16 protein-coding genes are annotated in these 18,713 nt (G+C 38.6%); all 16 read right to left on the reverse strand.

All coding sequences use genetic code 11. The features are described from left to right. Positions 1-5: 5 nt before the first annotated feature. Positions 6-4,577: an RHS repeat-associated core domain-containing protein gene (locus AC07VK_RS15190; protein ID WP_492961511.1), complete on the reverse strand. Its 4,572-nt coding sequence runs from the start codon at positions 4,575-4,577 to the stop codon at positions 6-8. A 12-nt stretch (positions 4,578-4,589) separates the two neighbouring features. Beyond that, entirely contained in the window at positions 4,590-5,873 is a 1,284-nt protein-coding gene (locus AC07VK_RS15195) for a tetratricopeptide repeat protein (RefSeq protein WP_492956205.1), read from the reverse strand. A gap of 19 nt (positions 5,874-5,892) precedes the next feature. After that, complete coding sequence (locus AC07VK_RS15200; RefSeq protein ID WP_492961512.1) at positions 5,893-7,710, reverse strand: type VI secretion system Vgr family protein; 1,818 nt, start codon at positions 7,708-7,710, stop codon at positions 5,893-5,895. A gap of 23 nt (positions 7,711-7,733) precedes the next feature. Continuing rightward, on the reverse strand, positions 7,734-8,576 hold the full coding sequence (locus tag AC07VK_RS15205) for a hypothetical protein (RefSeq protein ID WP_492961514.1): 843 nt from the start codon (positions 8,574-8,576) through the stop codon (positions 7,734-7,736). 1 nt (position 8,577) lies between these two features. Beyond that, positions 8,578-9,297: a hypothetical protein gene (locus tag AC07VK_RS15210; RefSeq protein ID WP_492956202.1), complete on the reverse strand. Its 720-nt coding sequence runs from the start codon at positions 9,295-9,297 to the stop codon at positions 8,578-8,580. A 92-nt stretch (positions 9,298-9,389) separates the two neighbouring features. Next, positions 9,390-9,785, reverse strand: coding sequence for a type VI secretion system tube protein TssD (tssD, locus tag AC07VK_RS15215; RefSeq protein WP_025141860.1), 396 nt, complete (start codon positions 9,783-9,785; stop codon positions 9,390-9,392). Positions 9,786-9,917: 132 nt separating this feature from the next. Further along, the gene (gene tssD, locus AC07VK_RS15220; protein WP_025141859.1) at positions 9,918-10,313 is read right to left on the reverse strand and encodes a type VI secretion system tube protein TssD; all 396 of its coding nucleotides are present in this window, start codon (positions 10,311-10,313) and stop codon (positions 9,918-9,920) included. 292 nt (positions 10,314-10,605) lie between these two features. Continuing rightward, positions 10,606-10,758, reverse strand: a complete 153-nt coding sequence (locus AC07VK_RS15225) for a hypothetical protein (protein ID WP_492961516.1) — start codon at positions 10,756-10,758, stop codon at positions 10,606-10,608. A 145-nt stretch (positions 10,759-10,903) separates the two neighbouring features. After that, positions 10,904-11,686, reverse strand: a complete 783-nt coding sequence (locus AC07VK_RS15230) for a hypothetical protein (protein WP_492961518.1) — start codon at positions 11,684-11,686, stop codon at positions 10,904-10,906. Positions 11,687-11,697: 11 nt separating this feature from the next. Continuing rightward, positions 11,698-12,378, reverse strand: a complete 681-nt coding sequence (locus tag AC07VK_RS15235) for a hypothetical protein (protein ID WP_492961520.1) — start codon at positions 12,376-12,378, stop codon at positions 11,698-11,700. A gap of 4 nt (positions 12,379-12,382) precedes the next feature. Beyond that, entirely contained in the window at positions 12,383-14,980 is a 2,598-nt protein-coding gene (locus AC07VK_RS15240; RefSeq protein ID WP_492961522.1) for an OmpA family protein, read from the reverse strand. A 3-nt stretch (positions 14,981-14,983) separates the two neighbouring features. Further along, positions 14,984-15,463 (reverse strand): DUF4280 domain-containing protein, encoded by a 480-nt coding sequence (locus tag AC07VK_RS15245; protein WP_057935167.1) that lies wholly within the window; start codon positions 15,461-15,463, stop codon positions 14,984-14,986. Positions 15,464-15,467: 4 nt separating this feature from the next. Beyond that, entirely contained in the window at positions 15,468-16,424 is a 957-nt protein-coding gene (locus AC07VK_RS15250; RefSeq protein ID WP_492961524.1) for a hypothetical protein, read from the reverse strand. Between the two features lie 55 nt (positions 16,425-16,479). After that, complete coding sequence (locus tag AC07VK_RS15255) at positions 16,480-16,938, reverse strand: hypothetical protein (RefSeq protein WP_492961526.1); 459 nt, start codon at positions 16,936-16,938, stop codon at positions 16,480-16,482. A 1-nt stretch (position 16,939) separates the two neighbouring features. Further along, the gene (locus tag AC07VK_RS15260) at positions 16,940-18,226 is read right to left on the reverse strand and encodes a hypothetical protein (protein WP_492961528.1); all 1,287 of its coding nucleotides are present in this window, start codon (positions 18,224-18,226) and stop codon (positions 16,940-16,942) included. 322 nt (positions 18,227-18,548) lie between these two features. Then, positions 18,549-18,713 (reverse strand): hypothetical protein, encoded by a 165-nt coding sequence (locus tag AC07VK_RS15265; protein WP_492956193.1) that lies wholly within the window; start codon positions 18,711-18,713, stop codon positions 18,549-18,551.

Below are 18,713 nucleotides of genomic sequence, written 5' to 3' on the forward strand. Positions count from 1 at the left end.
TAAAATTAAATACATTTTCCTTTTACAGCGTTTGCGTTGTATTTACTTATTCTCTCTTTCCTGGCAAGCTCTCTTAATCTGGCTTCAAGAAAAATTTTAGCATCAGCTTTTGATAAATTCATCCGTTCTGTACTTTTTAAAATTCCATCCCATGTTTTATTCCAATTTTGACCAGTTCTCGAGCTGTTAGTATGTATTCCCGGCTTTTTGGTATGGCTTTCTTTTGGTAGATTATAGTAGTATTTAGGATTATTTACATCGATATCACCAATTTCTTTAAATTTATTTGCAAATTCTTCAGGAAAACCATGATGTATATCAGGATTGACGTGTTTAGAACCTACATGCTTCAACCAATTCTTTTGTAATGTCCTGGTTGGTGTTTTTGATAAGCCAAAAACATCCAAACATTCATTTGTATCTTGCACGTAACCATAAAGTGCGGATCCCCCTTCTAATTTAATGGGATCCTTACTCACATAATTACCACTTTCTGGATCATAATATCTAAACCGATTATAATACAATCCCGTTTCTACATCCTCATATTGTCCCTGATACCTAAATGGCACAAATCCGCTATCACCACTAAGTTTACGTATTTTTCCATAAATATCAAGTTCACAATCCCAAACTTTTTTACCGGCATCATCATAAGCTTGAACAGGTGTACCCAAATAATCGCTAATAATGGAATAGTACTGGCCATTGATGATCTTGGCGCTTGGGGTAAATTTATGCTGATCGTACACCCAGGTAATTAAATCGTTGCCCAGCGGTTCTGTTTTATCGTAGCTGAGGAGACCGTCCTCGTTAACCACCAAATTTGGCCGTTTGCTTAAAGGGTAATTCCATTCGTGGAGTAATAAATTGCCATCCCACACATAGCGGTAAACCGTATTTTTAACAATTTTGGCTTTCCTCCTGCCTAAGGTATCGTATTCGAAACTGATGATCTCGCCATGCGGATTCTTAACCGCTTTCATCATGCCATTGGCGGCCCAGGCATAAGCCCAATCTCCCTCCTTCCACTCTGGCAAATCGGGTTCGGCGTCGGCTAAAATATCCAGCGTTTCAGCATTAGGGTTATCGGGATTGGCCATTCCCCAGTTTAATTTTTTGCCAAATAAGCCATCGTCTTCCGGTTTAGCAATTTCTTCCTTTGAAAGACCGATAATATTACGTTTACTTTTTTGTACCAGGTTGCCTTTCGCATCGTATCGGTAATACCATTGGTCATCTTTAAGCAGTTTACCGCCCTTATCGTAACGTCTGTCGCTGCGATCGGCTGTTTTGTATAAATCCCCTGTTTCATCGGGATTCTTGTAAATCACTTTACCATCGCTATAACTTGCTGAAGAAAGGCTACCAAAAGTGTCATATCTGTAATTGATGCTGCCCCCAGTAATGCTATTTAAGCAGCTATTCAGTTTATCGTTTGGCCCCCAGGCATATTGTTTAAATGCTGTGATGGAACGGCTGGCTTCAACTTTTTGACTAATTGGATGGCCTTCGTGGTCGTAATCGAATGTCGCCTTAACCCCACCACTTAAACTACGGCTGGTTTCTTGTCCGTTTTTATTACGGCCAATGCTTGCCATCCATTCTGCTGATCCGCCACTTTTAGCTGCGATGCCATTCAGATAACCCGTTTCATCATAATCATATTTAATGTCGGCACCCAATGAACTTTTTAAACTGATCAGATTGCCAAAAACATCATATTGGTAATTAATCTGGTAGCCATCCTGTATTTCCTGGGTAATCATATCCAATGGGTTCCGGTTAAAATTAACCGAAGAAAGTTCGTTCTCAGCGGCAATTAGCAAACCGAGTTTATTGTACTGAAAGGCTTCGTAGGTACCATCTTCATAACTACTGTATACCAAACGGCCGCTCAGATCATAATTATGGTAAATGGCTTTACCATCAGCCTGTATCGTTTTAATAACCTGTCCATCCTGGTTACGAATATATTGTTGCTCTTGTCCATCAAAGCCAATTTCTTTCGTCACATTATCGTTCGCATCCCTTAAAAAGACATACTCTTCGCCTCTTTCGTTGGTAATGGCTTTTAAATTTTCCCAATTATCATAGGTAAAATGGAGGGTCTGGCTATTTTGTTTTGATAAATAATTACTTCTGATCTGTGTTTTAAGGCTACCCATGGGCGTGTAAGCCATACGCCATTCTTCACGACCATCTGTGGCATACACCGGCAGATCGTAAGCGTCATATTCGAAACGTAACGCTTCTTCTCCAAAATCTTTTACAAGGGTTACGCGGCCCAAATCGTCGCGCTCCCAGATCGTAGTTTGATCACTATCAGGGCTGAAACGGATCAGTCGACCGTAGTCATCATAAGTCCAACGACGGGTATTGCCTTCGCTCGAAACCGATTCGATCAATTGGTTTAAGGCATTGTAAGTCCAGCGGATTTCGTAACCATCATTATCGCGACAAAACACCGGTAATTTCTGTCCGTCAGTATAATAAAAATCGACTATACGGTCATCTTTTTGCACATGTTTAAGCAATTGGTTCTGCTCGTTGTACAACCAGGTTTCGTTTGCTCCTGCAGGATCGCTACGCAAAATCAGGTTATTGTTTTCATCGTATGCATACTGGTATTGTTCACCATCTGCGGTATGGTAAGTGGTAATATTGCCCCTTTCATCGTATTCATAGCCAATTACCCTACCCTCGGGGCTGGAAACCATCTTCTCTTCATTATAGCGATCGTGTTCATACCAGGTTTCGCCACCCATAGCATCTACTTTTTTGTATACCAGATCATTTTCATCATAATAATAGCGTTCTACTTTACCATCGCGATAATATACTTCGTTATATCCTTCTTCAGGGAAATAGCTTATTGATCCACTCATAAAACCATCCCTGCCTTCGGTATGGATTACACGGCCTTCTTCATCATAACGCCAGAAATAAGCCATTCCATTACGGTTTGTTCTTTTCATTATACGATCGTGATCATCGTACTCAAAACTAATGGCTTTACCCGCCTGATCGTATACTTTGATCATGTTGCCACGTTGATCATAATCGTAACTCACCAACAGATCGCTGGTGTTCTTATATTGATAATAAACCGCTTTAATTGCCGTGCCTGCGTCATTATGCTGCATTTCGAGCACACGGCCAGAATTTTCTACAATGCGTGATAAAAGTTGTTTCTGATAATAAAAGGTAAGGTTGTTACCGCTGGTGTATTCAATCTGGTTAATCCGATAGATATTTCCATTGGCACCACTGCTAAAAAGTAAATAGGTATAAATATCCTGATTGATGGTAAGTATCCAGGTATTTTCATCAGGCCGTTCCATCCAGATTTTTTGTGCACGATCGTATTGTTTGCCTGAATACGGTTCGATATAGGGTAAAGGCATCACCATATTTTCCGTTGGATGGCTAAAACCTACAATTCCAGCGTCAGGATCGGGGTAAATATAGAGGTCATAATTATTATACACCTGATTGCCCAACATACCCGCATATGGCTTATCGCTGCGCCACACATTGTTCCAGGCCAGTGTTTGGCCACCAGGCAGTTCGAAATCTGTCCATTCGAAAAACATGGCACCCGTAACAAAATTAACAGGTTCCAGCCCCCAATGGCAAAGTTTTTTCGACAGTGGGTTTGTTTTACCCAACATCCGCTGGAGAAGCTTATTCACACCCTTTAAAGCCCCTTTAGCTAAAGCTCCGCCCAATTTGGTGAGCCCCCTCATAATACCAATGGCCGCAAAACGCATTAAATACTCTTTCAACGTATAATTATGGGGCGCGAATGTACCACCAACCAACACGGGTTTACCGGTATTAATCTGTACATACATACTCAATAAATCGCTGTAAAAAGCGAAATAAGCCAATGGATTTTTCTTCAATTTACCAGGCACCGTAGGAAGGGGTTTTAAACCCATTGGTGGGCACCAGCAGGTAAGCACCTGGCCAGGGTTAGAACCACTCATTTCCGAACCTTGCCCTTTTACTGTGGTAGAACCCCAATATACTTCACCTTCATGTGGGGACCCCGGAATATTCACAATAAAATAAACGGGAATGGAACTGATGTGTCTAAAAGGAAGCAAAACACCCATTACTGTAGTGGTAGTAGTGGCTTTATGCCGGCCATGTACATAAATTGAGCCCCCCATCGGGATACTGGCCGTACCGATTAAACCTTGTGCAAATTTTGGAATGGGAATACTGAAATGCAGGTAATCCATCGGATCGAACACCATCCCAATAAAAGGATGTGGCAAAGGCAACGGAATAAATCCAAAAGATGGTGGAATAGGAATGGTTGTCCAGTGAAAATCGATAGCCAGCACCACGTCAAAATGCTTGCTAACATGTTGTACCGCGGTATTGGCCATTGCAGGCTTTTTAGCTTTTACAAGCTTTAAGGTACTTTTTGCAGCAGGGGGATTACTTCCGGGGGCAACAGCTCCACCACCGCCAACTGCTTTTGGTTCGGCTTTGGTTAAGCTTGCAGATAGGCTAACTGACCTATCAGTAGACATATTCGGTTTACTCACTTTTATTTTTTTCATCCGTATATTTTTTTATGATAATGGATTGGCGTGATTTTTTGGCACCTCGGCCATTGATTTCCAGTCTTCTCCGTAATCCTGCCGCATATTCATATCTAATTTTTTGCCTTCAGGGCTTTCTTCTCCATATTTTTTTAATATGATCGATGCGGTATAAGCCATCGAACTCTGTCGCCGTTTTTCAATCGGCATTTTTCTGGCAATTTCTAAACACTTTAAATAATAACCCATGGCTTTTGCAGAGCCGCTTATTTTGCTTTCCGAGAGCTGCCCGAGTAACCTTGTACATTCCATTGCTATAAAATCGTTCTCTATAAATTCTGCGATTTTAATTGCCTTTTCAAAATACTTTTTAGCTTCATCTTTGCCCGAATGTGCCAGTAAGAAACTGCCATAGCTCATGTGGATATGTGCACTCAACAGTGTGTTTTCTCCGGCACGGGCCAATGCCAGTTCGTATTGCTGGCGTGCCTCATTTTTTTTATTTTTTATCGCTAAACTCTGTGCCAGCATAATCCTTGCGGCTACTACGGCTTCATGCAATCCTTGTTTCTGGGCGATTACAATTGCCCGTTCTAAAACTGCATTGGCCTGCTCATGTTTGCCTTTACTTAAATAATTACTCGCAATCAGTATCTGTTGCTGGTAATCACTTTCGGGATCGTTCTTCTCCCGGTTGGTATGTGCTGCTGCATTTTGCATCAACTGGCTCACATCTATATTGATCCTGAATTCGGTACCCTGTTTTAATTTTTTTAAAGTACGGTGTGTATGGTGCTCGGTATAAACCAGTTTAATATTGTGGTTATCGAATACTTTAACACTACTGCACCACTCGTTAATCCATTCGGATAACCCAGCTATATCATGGATGGCAGTTGGTGCCAACTGAACATATATCTTCTTTAATTTTAAATCGGGATAAAGGTTGCACAACTGTACCAAAGCCTTAACGGGGAAGTAAGCATCGGTGTTATAATTTTTATCGCCCCCGCCTGTTTCAACATTCCAAATAACACCCGCCTTTGTATCCTTCTGCCATAAATCAAAAATCTCTTTCCATTCTTTAACCAAACTTTTACCATAATCATTTTTGTTCTGGAACTCCTGATAATGGAGCAGGAATATATCATTGGTCCTGCTTTCTTCTGTTAATTGGTATTTAAAATAAGCTTCGAATAAATTTACTTCGTGCCGCTCACCTAAACAGAGAAACAGGGTTTCTGATGGATGTTGCCTTACTACCTGTTGCCATTGTTTATCTATCTTAAATAATTCCAGTTGTATCGGGTTCATTGAGCTTAAGTGTCGAAAATTAGTTTAGATTGATGGTACCGCTACTGATATTCGTTTCGCTCTCGCCGCCCACATTAATCTTTTTCGAAGCCAGGTTGGCCTCTGTTTCGCCACTCATTGAAAGCGTTTTAGTGCCAATATCTAAGGTTTGTGATTCTATTCCTATTCCGGAGGTTGGTGTTCCATCTTCAGGTCCTACACCAATACCAATACTGATTGAGGCAGAATTCCCGATGTTTTCTCCTAGTGTTAAAATGTCCTTCCCCTTAATGATGATTTTTCCCGTTTTATCCATAAAAATGCTGCTCTCCCCGCATTTAATCAGGATTGATTCTTTAGTTTCGAAAACGGCTTTACCGGCTCCATCCAGCTCGATAAAATTGCTGTCTTTATCCCGCATAATCATACCTGCGCCGTCATCCATGGTTAAAGTATGTCCGCTTTTAGATGTCAAACTTTTGCTGTTATTGCTGGCACTACCGCCGCTCCCGCTTTTGCCATGAAATACCGAACCCAGTACGATTGGCCTGGCAATATTGCCTTCTTCGAAGGTTAAAGCTACCTGATCGCCAATTTCGGGGATGAATACAAAACCCCTGTTTTTGCTCACTTTATCGCTGCTTCCTGCATCTGGCGTAATTACACGCAGCCACTCCGTTACATCGTTGGTTTTACACGCCCATTTAAATTTCACCTTAATACGCCCTTGCCCTTGCGGATCCGCATTGTCTATCACATCTGCCAGTTGCATATCAGGGCTTGGTTTACTGTAGTTTTTTACCAAAAGGCGCTCTGTTGTAGCTACCACACCTTCGAAAGTGTTATAATATTTCCCCGTACCATCAATCTCATGGTTAATACTGGTGATCAGAAATTTACCCAGGCTTTCTGTAGAAAAAGATAGTTCTTTTCTCACACTCATTGTAATTTCGGCAATACTGCCAATGCTCAAAGCAGCATTGTCTCCACTTGCATTTACCTTCAACAAATTGCTGATGTGTGCCTTTTCTTCGTTCTGAACATGGTTTTTAATGTCATTGTTATTATCTACCCGGATAAGCGATGGTTGATTAAAGGTTTTGCTATACATCGCGTTAGACACTTGTATGGCGTGTGCAAGATCTGGCGATCCGTCGCTCTGTCCGCTACTTTCGCTCTGCAACATTTCGTCCTGTTTGGGGTTATAAGCAAACCGTTTATTCTTAATTGGCGCAATTTCCATGGCATACTGCAGATTTTGTACATCGCGCCCATAAATCAGGGCAACTTCTTTCTGATCATCTGGTTTACCAAAATTTAGTTGTTTGCCATCATAGTAAAACCATTCATGGTATTCGCCCGAAAGCCTGTTCAGGAAATCAAAGTCACTCTCCCGATATTGAATCAAATAATCGATAGGATCTTTTCTAGCGGCATTTGATACAATTTTAATATCGTTTGAAGGTACATCCGAGGTAGCAAGATTTACAATCGTATTTAAATCCTTATCGAGGTAGGAACCTAAATCCGGACCGCGATCGATCAAAATGGTTGGACTGAAACCACTCACAATCAGCACGCCATGATAACCATGGCTTTGTGCCAGTTCTACTTTGGTTACCAGGCCGGCAAATTCCTGTAAACTACCAGGATCATAGCCAAAAGAAGCGGTAAGGGTTTTACCCACAAAACCGCGACTGTCATTCAGACTGATCATCCCCGGCGAGCCCATCTGATCGTGGTTAAACCGCAGCTCGAAATAATGATGTGCATTAAAAGCTTGCTTTAAGCTAAATGAAGCAAAATGGGTAATTGCCTTATTTTCTATGTTAATTTCGGTGATTAATTTCTTTTCCATGCGGATTAAATAATAGTTTATTATTACTTGAACACTCCATCCCGAAAGGTTAAAACATTTCTTTTTCCATTGAAAACAGATCCGTTTTTAGTTTCGCTAACCTCTGGATAGCTAATGGTTTTATCTTGCGGATTATAAATCATGGCCAATTGTGCCGTTAGTTTTTCCTTGCTTTGACCTTCCTTGAGATCTGCTGAAGCGAATAACTGAGTTTTGGCTGCCTTCGCTAATTTAAATAAGGGCTTATTAATGCTAAATTCTGAATGGTTAATGATTAGCGTATGACTTACACTATACGGCTCGGTACCGCTCATTTGTCCATAACCTGTAAGCAAATAGGTTTTTTGTGGCGATGTGTTTAAGCTATAAATGTGCTGAAAAAAAGGCGTAGGACTACCTTCATCATCTTTATTCTCATAAAGATGATTAAATGAAACCGCGGTTACCATGTTATTTTCACCTTGGTATTGAACAATATTCTGCACATGCCACATGGTTCCAGAATAGGGAGAAAGCCAATAAAACACCCTAAGTTTATGGTCATCAGCATTTAAAACGTTAATCTCGTATTTCTTTAGGTTCGCAAAGTCCGACTCAAAAGTCTTTGATTGTTTTAACGTGTCAATAAATGCTTTTATAAATACTTCTTCGGCCGCTGTTTTTCCATCATTCAGATAACTTTCTCTGGAGGCTAACATTTTAGCAGCTAACGTCTCGAGCGAGCTTGCCTCGACGGAAACTGCTTTTATCTTCCCTGCCACAGTATCAACATTGCCAGTTTTATCCAGTTGCTGGTCATTATGCTTCGCTTCGCAAGAAAAAAGCAAGAATATCAGAAAAAGATATGGAATACCTGATGTTTTCATATTATTGCCTTGGGATATTGATTAAACCTCTGCTTTCCATAACTTTCAAAATAACGGCAGTTCCAATTTGCTTATTTACATAATCGAGGCTAAAAAAATGATCTCGGGGAAAACCGCCTTTAGTATAAAGGTTAGAACCGCCCCACAGATAAGGCGAATTGATATTATTATTCTGATAAGCCTTTGCTATACCATTATATTGCTCCAGACGCAGCAAAACTTTTGGCAAAGACCAAACTGTTTCTTTATCCAGTCCACGTAATTTTAAAGCATCAACGGCACTTTCTTCAAAAGTAAACGGTGGTCCATGATTAATTTTTGGTCTGTTAGCAGGATGCTGTTTGGTAAAACCGCTAAGTGGATCGCCGTTATGCAGGTGTTTGGTAAAATCAGCATTACTTTCCCTATAATGTACACAGGCAATAAAATACCAGGGAATGCCTGTATTTTCGGAGAAAACACTATGATCTAAAAATGACCTGCTAAAAAAACTATTGCCGATTTTAGGGTTCCTTTTAAGGAATAAATCATCCGGTTCGGTTACAAAACAGGTATTTCGATAGGTATATTCTTTTAAGTTAAGCAATTTATTCCTTACTGCCTGATATCTTGATTTATTACTTATGATTTTATCATCAATAATTCGATTAATCTCAACCGATTTTATCGGAGATACTATGCAGGAATTAAATAACTTAATATATTCTAAATCAGTAGCCATAATTAGCGCCTTATATCACACCTCTAAAGCCAAAAAACCGTTACCATCACCAGCGCTTTTTAGCCAGCGATTAGTAACGGTTTTTATTGGGACTAAGCTTTAGGCCAATCGTTTTCGTGTTCTGCGTTGCCCAGCTTTAGCTTACGGGCCGATACAACAAAACTTAATGTCATAGGTGTATTGTCGTTTACCGCAATACCCTCGTTATACTGGATGATATAACCGTCTTCGAAAGACAGTTCTTTCATTTTTGCATCTTCTTCGCCTTTCTTGAAAACCAATGTTCCTGAAAGCGGCTTGTACTGGTTGTTAACCATCGATTCGATCACTGAAGTATCTTCGGTTGATTCGATTTCGATGTGGATGGTACCACCATAAACACCTGAAGATGGACGCCCTTTTGCATCAACATCTCTATTTAATGAAAAGCTGCACTGTAGTACATCAAATTCTTTTGATCCTAAGTTTAAACGGGTTTTAAATGCCATTGTAGTAAGTTTAAATGTTTTGAAATGAATGAATCGCGGTTGGCGGTTGGCGTGGAGCGCATGGCGTTTGGCATTTAATTTACCTCATGCCCTAAACCTTACACCCTCTACCTTTTTACCTTCAACCTTTCTCTAGGCTTTTGGCCAGTCGTTAAGGTGCTCAGCGTTGCCTAATTTAAGCTTTCTGGCTGAAATCTGGAATTTGAGCGTCATCGGGTGATCGCCCACAATGTTTATCCCTTCGGAATATTTAACAATGTAGCCATCCTCGAAATTAACTTCTTTCATTTTGGCATCTTCTTCTGTTTTTTTGATCAGAAGCGTTCCTGTAATAGGTTTGTACTGGTTGTTTACCATCGCCTCGATTATTGAGGTGTCTTCGGTTGACTCGATCTCAATATCGATGGTACCGCCGTAAACTCCGGAAGAGGGTCTTCCCTTAGCATCTACATCACGGTTTAACGCATAGGCACAATGAAGCACATCGTACTCCTTGCCTGAAAAATTTAATCTAGCTTTGAAAGCCATAGTTTTAAAATTTAAAGGTTAAAAATTTGATTTATTATAGCCTCCGCTACATCATATATAAACCAAAAATTAAGCCAATTATTGTATATGTAGCTCATCCATAACGGATAACACTCATGCCTATTTCAAAAATATTACCCTACGGCTAACAGAATGCAGATTTTTGCCAAGAAAAAAAATGTATTTTTTTTGAAATCATGAAACGTATCATTTTTACTACATACAATAGCTTAAAATACTGTAGCATTTTAGGGCATGGTATTACTTTTTGAAACGTAATTTCGGACAATTACTAATTTTTATACTCATCGAAAGCACGGAAAGCGATCCAGTTTTTAGCTGCTTCATTTCTCCCGTTTAAGGCCGTTAACTCAACAGACATCGCTTTACCTGTAAGGGTCTCCATCCAGAAATAAGAAATACCGGTTTTTACATTTTTCAACATATGCCCCCGTTTTAAGATCTTTCATATTACCAGACCAATTTCCAATGATTTTTTTCTTGATCTTTAGTTTGAGCACTACAGCTTAAAATACAATTTCGACTAAACAGTATTCCGCTCATAATTTTTATTCCTGGCAATTGTGCGTCTAGCGGATAATTTCAAACCCATTATTGCCTTTTGGCAGGTGTATGTAAAAAGGGAAACCAAATTCTTCGTTTTCTTCCGTTTTTAAATAAGAAATAATCGGAGATTTATTCTCCCTGATTAAGTTTACCACCCTATTTTTTGCGTAAAACTCTACCCTTGGCACTTCCGGAAAATCCTGTATCACATAACCCTCAGCATCAAGCATTTTGAAAATACTGTTCAGTCCGGCAATATTATCTTCTTCCAGGTACATAGATGCATCTGTTTCTTCGTACCTTTTTTTTAAGAGCGATGCAAGCAGATTCACATCCCGATCTTTAAAAAGTGTATAAATCCGACGGTAATAGTTGTGTACCTTCTCGATGGCAGCTTCATTTTCAACATCGATAATGCCAGCATTGGTCCAGCCTATTAATTGATAAGGTACCTCTGCCTTAAATTCTCCGATAGACTCTAAAAGGGGCAATTTACCATCTTTAGCCTGCTGCATTTTATATTCATATACAGTTTTAAGCTGCTCCTTATCCATTGTTGAAGCGTCAAGGTATTGTATTTTAATAATAGCTTCTGCATCCTGATGTATCGTTTTCGAATCTGCCAAGGGCTTAAACCTCACTTTAACCTGCTGCGCCCCACTGTTCAGTATAAAATGATTTATGGGGTAATTTGAGTAAATGCTCCCCCCGCTATCATATGAAAAGGCCAGCACATCATTGATCAATATATCGAAATTTGCAAGAGAGACATTGAAGTCAACTAAATAATAGGGTTCTTTTATCATGCCTTACTCGGTTATTTAAAAGGATTGTCAATATTTTTATGATACCCCATAATTACGGCGTCTTCAAATGCTTTTTTAGTAATAATATCGAGTTTAAAGTTTAAACTATTATTTACCGGATCTAGTGTTAACCGATATAGGACATCATTTTTCACCCATGAAGTTACCTGTGGATAATCAACAACCATACTATTGAAATCATTTTTATACTCTTTATAATATTCGGGAAAGCTTTCTTTAAGCATTGCCTTGGTTTTGGCACTTAGCGCTTCGGCCATGATATTGTTTACCGAGGCACTATCAGGTTTCCCGAATTTTTTCTTGAGATATTGTATACTGCCAGCCGTCTGCTCTGCATTAACGGTAAATGTTGCAAACGATAATAGGTTGTTATAGGTGGTAATAACTGCCCCAAATGAAGGGCTAATTGCTGCACCATCGAATTTAAGATTGGCGCTTTCCTTTTCATCGAAAGAATATTTAACAACTTTTTCGCCCTTATCAACTGTTTTAAAACCACCATCTGAAACTTCGATATGTCCATTCTGGTTTTCCACCCGAGAAGCATAACTGTTTAAATCAATATCCAATGGTTTATTGAAAGTTAACTGCGCAATATCTATAACCTCTTTTTTACAGGCAGATGTTAAAATCACTAGTAATAAAGTGAATGACAATAATTTTATTTTCATAGTATTAAATATAATTTTTTTCGAATTTTATCTCATCTGGTTTTACTATAACAGACTCGCCTTCGTAGCTGAATGTTCTTTTAATAAAACCGAATTTTACTGTTGTAGCCGCAACAAATTTAGCTTTAATACCGGCAAATGACGCGATTGGACTGGCATAGATCCCGGTTTTATCGGCACCTACCTCAATACCGCCGGTTACGCTTGTTTTAACATCGGCTGTTAACACACCTTCAACACCCATATTCGCCGTGCCGGCTTTAGCCAATGCCTTAAACTCTACAGAAACCTTTATTTCACCTGTAACTTTAACATTGCCAGTGGTTTCTTTGGGAAAGAGAACATTTATTTTGGTTTGGCCATTAATATTGATTGCCCCACCAAAAGTTACTAAAAATGTGATCTGGACATTTTTTTCAAGTTTTTCGAGTACCCAGTTAATTACTGTTCCGGCACCGGGACAAATGGCATTTCCACCATACTCCACAAAAATCTTGAACAGATCGATAAAAGTATTGGCTTCAACAAGCGGTTTGGTATCAGCACCGATCTCTACAATTTCACCAACCCTACCATTTGTTTTTTGGAGGTACCATTGTGCCGAAAAAGCAATAACAGGCGGTTTTACCTCAAAGCTCCATTTCCCTTTTGCCACTGGTGATTGAACTACATCATCGGCCAGCTGTTTGATTTTATTAAAAATACGCAGGGTTTTAGCAATACGTTCTTCCCACTCCTTACCAAACTCTACTTTTTGTTTACTGCCATTTGCCGAGGTCCACTCTCCGGTTAATGAAAGCTCGAACTTTTGTGCCATTTCACCGTACTTTTTAGACCATTCTGCATCTATTACCGCACCAATAGCTTTATTTTGGGCATTTTTTAATTCGTAACCGTATAATTTATTGCCATAAGAATACGCGAAAGACTGCGTGTGCGACCATTTAAATTCTACCGTCCATTTGATATCGGAATAAACATGGATGGCAAGGGTAGGATTATTTGGAACTGAAAAGTATCTACAGGTATGAATGTGGACCAAGTAATTATTCATTAAACCACTACGCCTGGGCCAAATGTAATTTAATGGGATAACATTAAATTTACTCATTGTTGATACTGCCGGAACTGTAATTTTGCCCTCATGCTCAGCTTTTACATCAATGTTGATTAATTTGATGGTTTTATTGTGCTTTTTACGGTCAAAACAGGCTTTGGTCTCGAATTTTACGGGTTCCACGGTAATATCTTTTGGTTTATTGCCAACTATAGTCTCATAAATAATGGTTTGTGCATTATGTCCGTAATACTCAAAAGCAACGTCTACCCTACGGTTATTCTGATAGTCTGCCTCATTTCTATATTTAATATTATCACGCCCTTTTTTATCGTCTGTGGGATTTACCTCTCCGTGTCCGACTGTTTTGATCCGATTGGGATCTAATTTTCCTTTGATAAAAAATTCTCTTACTGTTTTTGCCCTGTTTTCTGATAATACATTGTTATGGTTCTGCTTACCGATTACACAAGCAAAACCATCGAGTTGAATGGTGCTGTATCGATGTTCGAGCAAGAACCGTAATATATTATTAAGCTGCTTAAGGCTTTCGGGCAAAAGTTCCGTACTATCAAATTTAAAAATAATAGACTCTAAGGTTTTTTCCCGTTTATCGATAACATTTTTAACTCCACTTCCATTATCGAAAACGAGTTCGGGTTTACCTCCTTCTTCTGTTATATTAATTTGTTCAAACTTGCATAGCTCAAATCTTGCCTCGTTTTTATCGGGCTGGTAAATGGTAACAGGTGTTCTGTTTTCGGGTATGTCTACTACCTGCGATTTAAGTTTATCTTTTATCCTTAAAAACCTAGCATGGGCAGTATCACCCTTACCACCTGTATCTTCAATGTATTTACCCGTTACGGGATGCACCACACGCACATAAAATTCTTCAACATCAGCTCTATCATTCATAGATTGGTACCATGAATACGTATTGGGAATTTTTAGGTTAATTTCGCCATTAGTTACACTTACCCGATAAATTTTGCGGGTTTCTTCATCATCTTTTGGCCATAGCCCTAATGCTGATCTCAATTTTCTGAATACCCTCACCTCCACATTATCATAACCATTTAATCCTTCGGTAAAGAGCCTGAGCCAGATGAGTTCTCCGTACGAAAACTGGTAAGTTTTGCGCACATCTGCGCCTCCTTCATTTTGAGTCCACCTGCTGTCTACTATTTTTGCAGGCGATTCGCCCCTGATCTTTAAGCCTGATTTACTATCAAAATTCCCGCTCCATGTTGCTTCAATGTACCACAGGTATGGTCCACATAATTTTTTGGGTATGCGGTAACCATAGCTAAAATTGCTGGGTATTGTTTTCTGAAGATCTATCACGCTTTTCTCGTTAAAAACGGCCCATTTTATATCTTTCTTTCTATCTTGTTCGGTAGTACCAGGCTGCCATTCTCCTATTTTAAACCAAACATATTGATCGGGAGCTACTACCACTAACTGACCGGGTATAGATCCTTTATTGGCATTGTATACTTTACCTTCGCCGGTCCAAACAATTTTCTTTATTCCCTTTGCCATACGTTATGCTTTAACACTCGCTTCCACACCGTTAAAATTATTTGCAGATTCATCTAAAGATTCTGACATGGGATTAAGCTGTGATTGTACGTCTTTATTTGCGTTATTAAAGTTTTGTTTTGAGGCTTCTGCTTTTTGGCCATGTTGAACAATCTCAATGCAATCAGTGCCTCCGATAGGGCAGGTAGCTTTGCTATCTTCGAGCAAAATTTTACCTCCGTTTGTAAGGATGGTATCTTCATAAAAACCCGACCATTTGGTTACCACTGCATTACAGGGTTTATTGTACATTTTTGAGCAGGATCCAAACATGTTCTTTTCAAAAGTTGGGCCGATATCCATCGTGGTTGCTATGGATTTTTGGCTTCCATCTTTATCGTTTGCATATTCTTTGGTATGCGTTAGCACTTTGAGTTTATCGGGCGCCGATCCAAATTTGCACATACACTGTGCCCCCTGAACTACAATATGTTTCTCTGCCATTGCCTTAATTATTTAGTAAACGATCCCAAAATCCTTTTTTTGACGGGCCATCAAGTACCACCATTTCTGTCACAGGCAAAACTTTAACATTGGTATCTAATTCGAAATCGTGATCAAACTCCTGGTCATTTTCGGGAATCAATGCAATTTTAACCTTCACTTTTGCCTTTTCCTGTGCTCCGTAACTGAAATCAGAAACTATAGATATGATCCGCTTAAATTTCGGATGTAAAAGATAATATCCCTCATAATTACCAGTAGCCCTGTTTGTGATATATAATTCATCTTCCAAAGGCATAATAGTACCATCATGAATCAATTCTACTGCTCCAAAACTATTGGATTGGGCAGCTAATTTCTCCTGCGTTACATAACCCTCTACGTTAAAGCCTCTGGCAATCGGAAATTTGTATATGGATTCCGTTTCATGGTTCTGCCCATATTCTTTATAAATCTGTTTAAAAAAAGTGTGGATAAACCAATCGTTATTTAAAAATGCCAGGTTTATACTATCCGCGTTGGCTAGCTGTTTTTCCATCCGCGCTATATAACTTTCTACAAGGTCGCCTTCAAAATTATCCTGCACCTTCTTTTTAACAGATTGCCATCTTTTTAATATTTCCTGGTGATTGTAAATACTTTGAAAACCACCATTCTGATCAACAGTAATTACCAAAGGATAAAATACTTTTCCTGCAGCATAAGCCAGACGATCTGCAACCAGATCAGGCAAGATTTCATTAACAAAAACATCACTGATCCGCTCAACTTGAAATAGAGGTTGTCCCTCTTTACCTGGCTTTAACCTGGTAACACGCACTTCGTATTTCACTTCGTTGCTATCTTCTTCACCCTCATTAAAAATAATTAAAACACCATATTTTACAGATAGTTCTGCGGGCCAATCTAAACGAAGAGCGTTTAAGCCTGAATAATATATTGTTTTATTTGAAATGTCCATTTTAACTGTTTCAATCTATTTTATAAGGAATTACCGATCCTACTTTAATATACATTTAGCTTTGAAAAACATCATAATACCAATCACCTCCGTATCTGAATAATACACAAACTATTAACAGCATAAAGAAATAGAGTAACAATTGTTTAAGGTATTTATAGTCTTTCTTTTCACCCAATTTTAAATAATAGTTACCAATTAAAAATAAAATGCCCGAGATGAGACCTGAAGGAATCCCGCCCCAAATAACTGCAATTGATGCGCCCCATCCACCCCGTTCAAACAAAAACCAGAAGAGCATGCTTATTAAAATACTTCCTAATAAGAAGCCTATAACTTTTAAAAAATTCGCCCCTGATATTGCGTAAATGATTACCAATAGTCCAATTAGTAAGGTTGAAAAAGTATAAACCAAATCATCTAAAAAGTCTGTTTTTTCAATAGGAAAAATAACGCCAACTGCAATAACAATGAGTGCAATACCTACCCAAAGACTCTTCTTTTTAACTTCCATATTATTTCCCTTTATAACCCGGATTTATTCCTGAACCAAATGCACTTTTTAATCCATTTTTTGCTTTATCCCAAAATTGACTATGACTTAAACTATGGGATATGGTGGCTAAATAAGGTATGCCACCGGGTCTTTCCATTAGGCCGGTATTTAAATCTTGAGGAGCAACCAGATCTGCATGATACCTGGTTACCAAATTGCGATAAATTTGAAGATGTGTTTTCCTAAGTAACTTTAACTGGGTATCACTTTCTCCAGAAACAACATATTCTAGCTTACCGATTTTGTCTTGAATATCTTTAACCTGATTGCCCGTTATAAACTGGCTCAATAAACGCATCAAAACTTCTCTTAATTTCTTGGCTTGCAATGCTGATTGGAGGGGTGTTAAAAAAGCATCAAAATTTGCTTTTTTCTTTCTGCTGTTGTATTTATCGGAATCAGTAATAGGAACATCAATTATTTCAAGACCTTTAGTCTGCTTTTTGGGGTTCCAACCAGTTTGCTCAATACTATCTGTTATTCCGGAATTTTCTTTAAATAAAGTTTCTAAAATGCCAAGTAAATAGCTGTCACTCTCACCTGTTTTTATCGCTAAAATTTCGTTAAAAAGTCTCAGCCCTACCAATAAATTTAAATCGGTAAAAAATTCAGATCTTCCATAGCCACCTCTTCTTCTACTTTGATTTGTTGAAAATACTGTTTGGGCTGTTGTAGCCCAATTTAAAATCCTATTCAATAAGTCTAAAAACTGTTTTTTTTCAACTTTGAATCTTTCAGTTTTGATACTTAAAATATAATCTATTACTGCACTTATCAACAATTTAATCCCATCTAAAAGGATGGCCATATTTCTCCACAAACTAGGTCCTTCAGTATCATCCTTAATATATAAATCGCTTAATACATCAAAGGTTGTAAAATCTACAGCTTTTATCCTTTTTAATGCTTTATCAAAATTACCTTTATTCAAATTCCGGATCAGAACTTCGAGATTGATTAATGAAAAATCCGCGACAAACTGTTGTGTTAAATCATACCCGTTATGTACATTGATAATTTTGCAGGCAGGATGTAGTTTAGCATGGTTTAACTGGTGCTTATTTTGAAAAAAGGGGGTAGAAAGATAAGTAATACTTTTTATTTTCCACAACTCTGGAAATGCTTTACCCTTTTCTGTTGTAATTAAATTAGTAAACTGATTAATAACATTGCCACCGTGCGAATGCCCTATTAAATGTAGGTGTACTTCCTTTCTTTTAAAACCCGGATATTCTCTTTTGATCAAATCCAATAAACGATCTGCAGCTAAGTTTCGCTCCTGGGTATCATTATCGCCAGACCAGCTAAAAAATTTTCCTTCTATGTGTAAGTTGTGGAATTGAGGTTTTAATTCTTTTACTTTTGCCCAAAAATTTACAAGACTGGCATTGCCGTCTTTATCTTTGCCATCCCAATAAGTTGTATTTGCCTCGTGTTTTAATCCTTTAGTATTTATAGGGTCGGTGGTACCTGCAACCATCATCACCAAATCAACTATAGTTTTATCTTTTGTTGCCTCTGGTACTACAAACCTCGGCTTCTTAAACACTACATTTGCCATAGCCTGCTTATTTACCGGTGATATTAATTTTTTTGTTAGAAGCTAAAACCAAATTTTCTCCTAAGGCAACAATCTCTACCTTTTCAGCAGTTTCAAATGCTGTTTGCGAAGTGGAAACATATTGATCAGTAATCGTAATGATCAGGTTTTTAGCAGTTTTCTTAATGGCCAT

The sequence above is a fragment of the Pedobacter sp. GW821-FHT01D05 genome (assembly GCF_059422505.1).